Source organism: Longimicrobium sp., from assembly GCA_036377595.1.
Lineage (GTDB): Bacteria > Gemmatimonadota > Gemmatimonadetes > Longimicrobiales > Longimicrobiaceae > Longimicrobium.
In genome coordinates this window covers 21,846-29,512 of record DASUYB010000064.1, presented here as the reverse complement: position 1 = coordinate 29,512, position 7,667 = coordinate 21,846, and the positions used below count along the sequence as shown (strand labels likewise).

General features: G+C 68.4%; 6 protein-coding genes. All 6 read left to right on the top strand.

Annotated elements, in window-relative coordinates:
- Positions 1-1,088 (top strand): hydroxymethylglutaryl-CoA reductase (locus VF092_09295; GenBank protein ID HEX6747468.1); only part of this gene is annotated, 1,088 nt, incomplete at its 5' end.
- A 236-nt stretch (positions 1,089-1,324) separates the two neighbouring features.
- Positions 1,325-3,103, top strand: coding sequence for a long-chain fatty acid--CoA ligase (locus VF092_09290; protein HEX6747467.1), 1,779 nt, complete (start codon positions 1,325-1,327; stop codon positions 3,101-3,103).
- Between the two features lie 4 nt (positions 3,104-3,107).
- Positions 3,108-5,252 carry an AarF/UbiB family protein gene (locus tag VF092_09285; GenBank protein HEX6747466.1) on the top strand — a complete coding sequence of 715 codons (2,145 nt, stop codon included), beginning with the start codon at positions 3,108-3,110 and terminating at the stop codon, positions 5,250-5,252.
- Positions 5,249-6,592, top strand: coding sequence for a 1-acyl-sn-glycerol-3-phosphate acyltransferase (locus tag VF092_09280; protein ID HEX6747465.1), 1,344 nt, complete (start codon positions 5,249-5,251; stop codon positions 6,590-6,592). The genes VF092_09285 and VF092_09280 overlap by 4 nt, the downstream gene beginning before the upstream one ends.
- Before the next feature lie 300 nt (positions 6,593-6,892).
- Positions 6,893-7,225 (top strand): hypothetical protein, encoded by a 333-nt coding sequence (locus VF092_09275; GenBank protein ID HEX6747464.1) that lies wholly within the window; start codon positions 6,893-6,895, stop codon positions 7,223-7,225.
- Positions 7,222-7,632 carry a hypothetical protein gene (locus VF092_09270; protein ID HEX6747463.1) on the top strand — a complete coding sequence of 137 codons (411 nt, stop codon included), beginning with the start codon at positions 7,222-7,224 and terminating at the stop codon, positions 7,630-7,632. Before VF092_09275 ends, VF092_09270 begins: the two co-directional genes overlap by 4 nt.
- Positions 7,633-7,667 lie beyond the last annotated feature (35 nt).

The following is a 7,667-nucleotide window of genomic DNA, read 5'->3' as shown; positions in this document are numbered from 1 at the left end:
AGTTCTGCGGCGCCAGGCTCGACCACGTGAAGCGCTACTCCTTCGATCCCCACCTGCTGAAGGGGAACTGCGAGCACTTCAGCGGGGTGGCGCAGGTGCCCATCGGCTTCGCGGGGCCGCTGACCATCCACGGCGAGCAGGCGCAGGGCGAGTTCCTGATCCCCCTCGCCACGACGGAGGGGACGCTGGTCGCCAGCTACAACCGCGGGATGCAGGTGATCAACGCCTGCGGCGGGGTGAAGGTCACGGTCGTCGGAGATGCGATGCAGCGCGCGCCCGTTTTCGTGTTCGACGACGCGCGGCAGGGGCGCGACTTCGTGGAGTGGGTGCACCAGAACCACGACCGCATCGCCGCCGAGGCCGAGGCGACGAGCAGCGTGGCGAAGCTGAAGTACATCGACCACTACCTGGCCAACAAGTTCGTCTACCTGCGCTTCAACTACCACACGGGCGACGCGGCGGGGCAGAACATGGTGGGGCGGGCGACATTCGCGGCCTGCTCGTGGATCCTGGACCAGTACCCGGGCGTGCGGCACTTCTACCTGGAGTCGAACTTCGCGACCGACAAGAAGGCCAGCCAGATCAACATCATGCGCACCCGCGGCAAGCGCGTGACGGCCGAGGCCATCATCAAGCGCGACGTGCTGATCCAGAAGATGCGCGTGGAGCCCGAGAGCCTGGCCTACCACTACGGCGTGGCCAACATCGGCTCGATCCTCTCCGGCGCCAACAACAACGGGCTGCACTCGGCCAACTGCATCACCGCGATGTTCATCGCCACCGGGCAGGACGTGGCGAACGTGGCGGAGAGCAGCGCGGGCGTGGTGTACGTGGAGCTGACGCCGGAGAAGGACCTGTACCTCTCCATCACCATCCCCTCGCTGATCGTCGCCACGTACGGCGGCGGCACGGGGCTGCCGACGCAGCGCGAGTGCCTGGAGCTGCTGGGGTGCTGGGGGAAAGGGAAGGTGAACAAGCTCGCGGAGATCGTGGCCGGCGCGGTGCTGGCGGGCGAGCTGTCGCTGGCCGCGGCGATCTCGTCGTCGGACTGGGTGTCGAGCCACGAGCAGTACGGGCGGAACAGATAAGTGCCCAGTGCCTAGTGCCCAGTGCCCAGTAGGCGTGCGGGCACCGGGACGCGTGCACGGCGGTAGAATCTGAAGAGTCACGAGCGAAGCGAGCCCGTCCCTCCCCCAGGCTGTTTTGGGGGAGGGACCGGCGCGAAGCGCCAGGGAGAGGGCCCTCGGTGCCGGCCCTCCGCGCCGAACCCACTGGGCACTCGGCACTTGGCACTGGCACTTTCGTCCTCTCACCCGAGAGACCCATGTACAACCCCACCACGCTCCTGGCCTTGGTCGAGCAGGGGCTGCCGAAGAACGTCACCCCCACCACCGTCGCCACCAAGCGCGACGGAAAGTGGATCGAGACCTCGCGCGCCGAGTTCGAGCGGCAGGTCGAGCTCTTCGCGTACGGCCTGCGCGACCTGGGCGTCCGCCGCGGCGACCGCGTGGCGCTGCACTCCGAGAACAGCATGGAGTGGCTGGCGGCCGACCAGGCCATCCTCTCCCTCGGCGCCGTCAACGTGCCGATCTACACCACCCAGCCGCCGGACCAGATCCAGTACATCCTGGAGAACTCCGAGGCGGTGGCGTACGTCGTCTCCACCGAGAAGCTGCACCGCGCCGTGGCCGGCATCCTCCCGCAGGTACCGACGCTGAAGGCGGTCATCGGCATCCGCGGCGCGTTCGCCGAGGGGATGCACACGTGGGGCGATGTGCTCGCGCGCGGCGAGGCGGCCAGGGCGAAGGAGCCGGACTTCTTCCGCGCCAGCCGCGCGGAGGTGAAGCCGGAGGATCTCGCCACGCTGATCTACACCTCGGGGACCACGGGCACGCCCAAGGGGGTGATGCTGACGCACTGGAACCTGGCGTCCAACGCCCTCTCCTCGCTGGAGCGGATGCCGTGGGACATCGAGGGCCAGCGCGGGCAGAAGATCCTCTCCTATCTCCCGCTCTCGCACGTCTTCGAGCGGATGCTAGGGTATCTCTATCTCCACATCGGCTATCCCGTCTGGTTCGTGGAGAATTTCGAGGAGATGCTGGCCGATCTGGCGTTCGTGAAGCCGGTCCACTTCTCCACCGTCCCGCGTCTCCTCGAGAAGGTGTACGCCGCCATCCACGCCAAGGTCGACACCCTCAGCGGCGTGCAGAAGTCCATCCTCAAGTGGGGATTGGATTTAGCGGACAGATATGACGTGGAGCGTCCGCTGGGGATCGGCGACCGCGTCCAGTACGCCATCGCCGACGCGCTGGTGTTCAAGAAGCTGCGCGCGCTCTTCGGCGGGAACCTGAAGGCCATCACCAGCGGCGGCGCGGCGCTCTCGGCCGACGTGATGAACTTCATCAACGCCATCGGCATCTTCTGCGGCCAGGGCTACGGGCTCAGCGAGACCTCGCCCGTGATCGCCGTGTACACCAAGGAGCACCTGCGCGCGGGCACGGTGGGCAAGCCCATCACCGGCGTGGAGGTGAAGACGGCGGACGACGGGGAGATCCTGGTGCACGGGCCCAACGTGATGAAGGGCTACTTCCGCCTTCCCGATGCCACGGAGGAGGCGTTCACCGCGGACGGATGGTTCCGCACGGGCGACATCGGGCACCTGGACGACGCCGGCTTCCTGGCCATCACCGACCGCAAGAAGGAGCTGATGAAGCTCTCCACCGGCAAGTACATCGCCCCGCAGCCCATCGAGCAGCGGCTGGCGCACAGCCGGTACATCGAGCAGGCGGTGGTGATCGGCAACAGCCGGCAGTTCTGCACCGCGCTGGTCGTGATCGATGTGGCCGCCATCACCACGTATCTCAAGGAGACGGGGGAGACGGTGCCCGACGACGTGGCCGCATCGCCCAGGGTGATGGAGCTGATCCAGCGCGAGATCGACGCGGTGAACGCGCACCTGCCGCACTGGGAGCAGGTGAAGAAGTTCGCGCTGGTGAAGCGGCCGTGGAGCATCGAGACCGGCGAGCTGACGCCCACCATGAAGATCAAGCGCAGGGTGATCAACGAGCGGCACGCCGACGACATCCAGACGCTGTACGCCTAGTCCCGTGCGGAGAGACCCGGCCCAGGCCCGCGCCCCACGCGCGGACGGCGACCCCGGCGGCGAGCCGTCGGCGGAGCGCTTCCGCGCCGATCCCACCCCCGCGGAGCCGCGCCTGGAGCTCTTCGACGACGCCGAGCCGCTCCTCGACGGTTTGGGCGAGGAGCCGCCGTCCGACGCCGCGCCGCGCCTCCCGCTCGACGTAGAAGACGAACCGGCGGGTGAGCCGCGGTTCCCCTTCGACGGCGGGGATGACGAGGCGGCGACCGAGCCGAAGGCCGATTCCCCGCCCAACCCCGCCGACGAGCCGCCCGCCGCCGAGTCGGAGCCACAGCGCCCCGGCGTATTCGACGACGACGCGACGCTGCTCGAGCCGCGCGCCGTCGCCCCCATCCCCGAGCCGGTGGCCGAAGAGCCGGCGCGCGACCAGCCGGCGGTCGAACCTCCGCCGCGCCCCGCATCTCCCCCGCCGCACGACCATCACGCCGCGCCGGTGCCCGCCGTGCCCGCGCGGCCGTTCGTGTTCGACCCGCTGCGTCCGTACCGCGGCGTGGTGCGGCGCTTCTTCGTGGTCTACAAGCACGTGCTGGGGCTGCTGGCGGGCGGCTCGGCCGCGTACGTGCGCGCGCTTCCGCGCGAGCGGCGGCACGGGCTGCACTCGTGGTTCCCGCGGCTCACGGCGTCCATCGTCTGGCCGTTCCTCGATCGGGAGATACGGAAGCTCCCCTTCCCGCAGCAGCTCCGGCGGCGGCTGGAGATCCTGGGGCCGACGTACATCAAGCTCGGCCAGATCATGGCCATCCGCGAGGACCTGCTTCCGCGCTCCATCACCCGCGAGCTGCAGAACCTCTTCGACCGCCTCCCGGCCATCCCCTTCACCCAGGTGCGCGAGATCATCGAGCGCTCGTTCGCCGTGCCGCTGGAGGAGCTGTTCGCGTCGGTCGACGAGAAGCCGATCGGCTCCGCCTCCATCGCCCAGGCGCACCTGGCCCGGACGCGCGGCGGCGAGTCGGTGGTGGTGAAGGTGATCAAGCCCGGCGTGCGGGAGATGATCGAGAGCGACCTGACGCTGCTGGGGATGGTCGGCTCGTTCCTGCAGTGGGTGATCCCACGCTACATGCCGAAGCAGATCGTCGCCGAGTTCAGCGCCTACACGCGCAAGGAGGTCGACTACAACTTCGAGGCGGACAACGCCGAGACCTTCGCCGCGAACTTCCGCGACATGCCCGACGTCGCCTTCCCGCGCATCCATCGCGACCTCAGCTCGGGCGACGTGCTGACGATGGAGTTCATGCGCGGCTTCAAGCCCGGCTCGGAGCCGACGGAGGACCTGACGCAGGAGGAGCGCGAGCGGGTGATCGACCTGGGCGCAGCGTCCATCATCCGCATGCTGTACCGCGACGGCTTTTTCCACGCCGACCTGCACGCCGGGAACCTGATGATCCTTCCCGGCAAGAGCGTCCGCGTCGCCTTCATCGACCTCGGGATGGTCGGGAGATTCGAGGAGCGCACGCGGCGGCAGATGCTGTACTACTTCCACGCGCTGGTCACCGGCGACGTGGACGGCTCGACCCGCTACCTCACCGACATGGCGACGGTGGGAAAGGGCGGCGATCCGCAGGGCTTCCGCCGCGCCGTGGCCGACCTCTCGCGCCGCTTCATCGCCCGCGTGTCGCGCGGCGACATCTCCATCGCGCAGCTGATCCTGGAGTCGGTGGGGCTGGGCGGGCGCTACCGCGTCTTCTTCCCCGTGGAGATGACGCTGATGGTGAAGGCGCTGGTTACCTTCGAGGGCGTCGGGCGGATGCTCGATCCCCAGCTCGACGTGGCCGCCGTCTCGCGCAAGCACGTGTCGAAGATCTTCCAGCAGCAGTTCGATCCGCGCCTGCTGCTGCGCCAGGTGCTGCGCGGCAGCCCCGAGCTGGTGGACGTGGCCGTGCGCCTGCCGCAGCTCCTGTCCGCCGGCTTCAAGTTCGCCGACGAGCACCTGAACAACCGCCCGCCGTCGAACCCGCTGCAGGGGATCAAGGGGAGCATCCTGGCCGCGGCGTGCATCGTCGGCGGCGTCCTGGCCGCCATTCAGCACGCCTCGCCGCTGCTGTGGGGCGGGATGTTCCTCCTCGCCGTGCTCCTCTCGCTGTTCGGGAGATGAAGAAGCCCGCGCCGGCCGCCGCCGCGCCCTTCCGCATCGACCTGGAGCTCTCCGCCGCCGACCTGGAGCAGCTCTGGGAGCGCTTCGACAGCGAGCAGGACGAGATCCCCGCGGTCCACGCCGTCCCCGAGCTCCCGCCCGAGCCGGCGGAGCCGGCGCCGCACGACCCCATCGACTGGGACTACATCGAGTCGCTGAACCGCGGCTTCCTGGGCGAGATCGTGGACCACTGGTTCCGCGGCCGCATCATCGGCGCCGAGAAGATCCCCGAGACGGGGCCGCTGATCATCGCCCCCAACCACAGCGGCAACGCCTTCCCGCACGACGCGGTGGTGCTGGACGGGCTGCTCTGGCGGCACTACGGGCTGAGCCGCGCGGGAAAGTGCCGCTCGGTTTACACGCCGCAGCTGGCCGCGGTATGGTGGATGCGGCCGTACGGGCTGGACAACTGGTGGCGGCGTGGCGGCGGGGTGGACATGACCTTCGCCAACTACGACGCCCTCCTCGCCCGCGGCGACAAGGTGGTCTACTATCCCGAGGGGGTGCCGGGGATCGGGAAGGGGTTCCTCAAGCGCTACCAGCTGCAGCACTTCCACTCCAGCTTCGTGGCGCTCGCCGCCAAGCACCGCGCGCCGGTCTACCTCGTCTCCGTCGTGAACGCCGAGTGGGTGAACCCCACCAGCGTGACCTTCGAGTGGCTGAACAGGCTGTTCCGCAACACCGTGGGGCTGCCGTTCTTCCCCATCCCCACGGTGTTCCTGGCGATCCTCTTCCCGTTCGTCTTCTACCTCGGCTTCCCCTGCCGGATGGTGTTCGTGGTCGGCGACCCCGTGGACGTGCGCGAGCTGCTGCGCGAGGAGGGGGAGACGGACCTGGAGCACCCCGAGCGCGAGGCGGTGCTGCGCGTGGCCGAGCGGGTGCGGCGCCTGGCGCAGGAGCGGCTGGATTCCGCCGTCGTCGAGCACGGCGCGAAGCCGTGGGACGTGCGCGGCCTGGTCCGCTCGATGCGCAGGCTGAAGGGGCGGATCTGGAGCCGCACGCCGCTGGGGTGGCCGTACGCGTACGTCCGCCACGACCGCGACCGCCGCCGCCCGCCCGCCCGCAACGCGCTGCACGCCTTCCTTCGCGACTGGGACATCCTGTTCTACTACCTGCCGCTCGGCTGGATCGGCCTGGCGCTCGCGCGGATGCTGCGCAAGCCGCCGTGCGGCTACCGCGGCCTGTCGCGCCGCGAGCGCATCGAGCGCGAGGGCTCTTTCCGCTGGACGCTCGACACGCGCCCCCTCCCTCCGCGCTCCGCCCTGGAGCCCCACCGCGCGCTCGTCCCCTCCGCCGATTGATTGATGGCGGGGAGCGGCCGCGCTCCTATCTCGCCACATCGGCCAAAGCTGGGTCAGAACGCGGGGATTGAATGTGGTGGTTTTCAGGTTTCCCCCGCTGCAAGTTCTCTGTAAGTCGATGTTGGGCAGATGAAAGCGTGAACACGGGCACCTTCCAATCGCGTCCAATTCCCACGCGTGAAAGCGGCCACGGTTACACGTAGACGTGAGGAGTGTGCTGTGATTAGATTTGGTACGGAATCGCTGGTTCCTGCTTAGGAGGTGGCCACAGGCCGGCAGCAGATTCGGGGGAATGCACCCATGAGCAAATCGATCGAGCTATCGGACGAAGTCTACGCCCGCATCGAAGCCGAGGCGTCTGCTGCCGGCATCACGCCGGCGGAGTGGATCGCCGCGCGATTGCCGGAGTGCTGCCCAGATGCGAATGGTGCCTCGGCGCCGAGCGATGCTTCGGAGCCGTCTAGCGGGTCGGCGGCTGCCACGGAGAATGGGGCATCGACGCCGAAGACGCTGGCGGATCGTATGGCCGGATACATCGGGCGTGTGAGCAGCGAGCGTGGGGATCTATCGTCACGCCACCGTGAGCTCTTCCTGGAAGGTCTGCTCGAGAAGAAGCGGACGGGGCATCTATGACGCTCTGCGATGCGGGCCCGCTGATCGCGCTCGTAGACCGGAGAGACGCTCACCATGATCGGTGTAGCGCTGCGCTCGCGCGGCTGCCGTTCACCGGCCTGATCACCACGTGGCCATGCTTTGCCGAGGCCATGCACGTGCTCGGGCGGGATCTCGGTTGGCGGGGGCAGGATGAACTCTGGACGTGGCTGGACGCGGGCATCGTGCGGTTGCACAAGTCAGCCGAGGATGAATGGCTGCGGATGCGAGTGCTGATGCGGGACTACGCGGATACGCCGATGGACTTGGGGGACGCGTCTCTTGTGGCGGCGTCTGAAACCTTGAACGTGCGCCGGGTGTTCACGATCGACGGACACTTCTACATCTATCGCCAGCGACAGGGGCACGCTTTCGACGTTGTCCAGTAGCCTCTGAAAGACGAGAAGTCCCGGCCAAAGCATCG

Bases quoted from the DNA above. Each gene is read 5' to 3' on its own strand.
- VF092_09290 (HEX6747467.1), top strand. From the start codon at position 1,325: ATGTACAACCCCACCACGCTCCTGGCCTTGGTCGAGCAGGGGCTGCCG.
- VF092_09280 (HEX6747465.1), top strand. From the start codon at position 5,249: ATGAAGAAGCCCGCGCCGGCCGCCGCCGCGCCCTTCCGCATCGACCTG.
- VF092_09275 (HEX6747464.1), top strand. From the start codon at position 6,893: ATGAGCAAATCGATCGAGCTATCGGACGAAGTCTACGCCCGCATCGAA.
- VF092_09270 (HEX6747463.1), top strand. From the start codon at position 7,222: ATGACGCTCTGCGATGCGGGCCCGCTGATCGCGCTCGTAGACCGGAGA.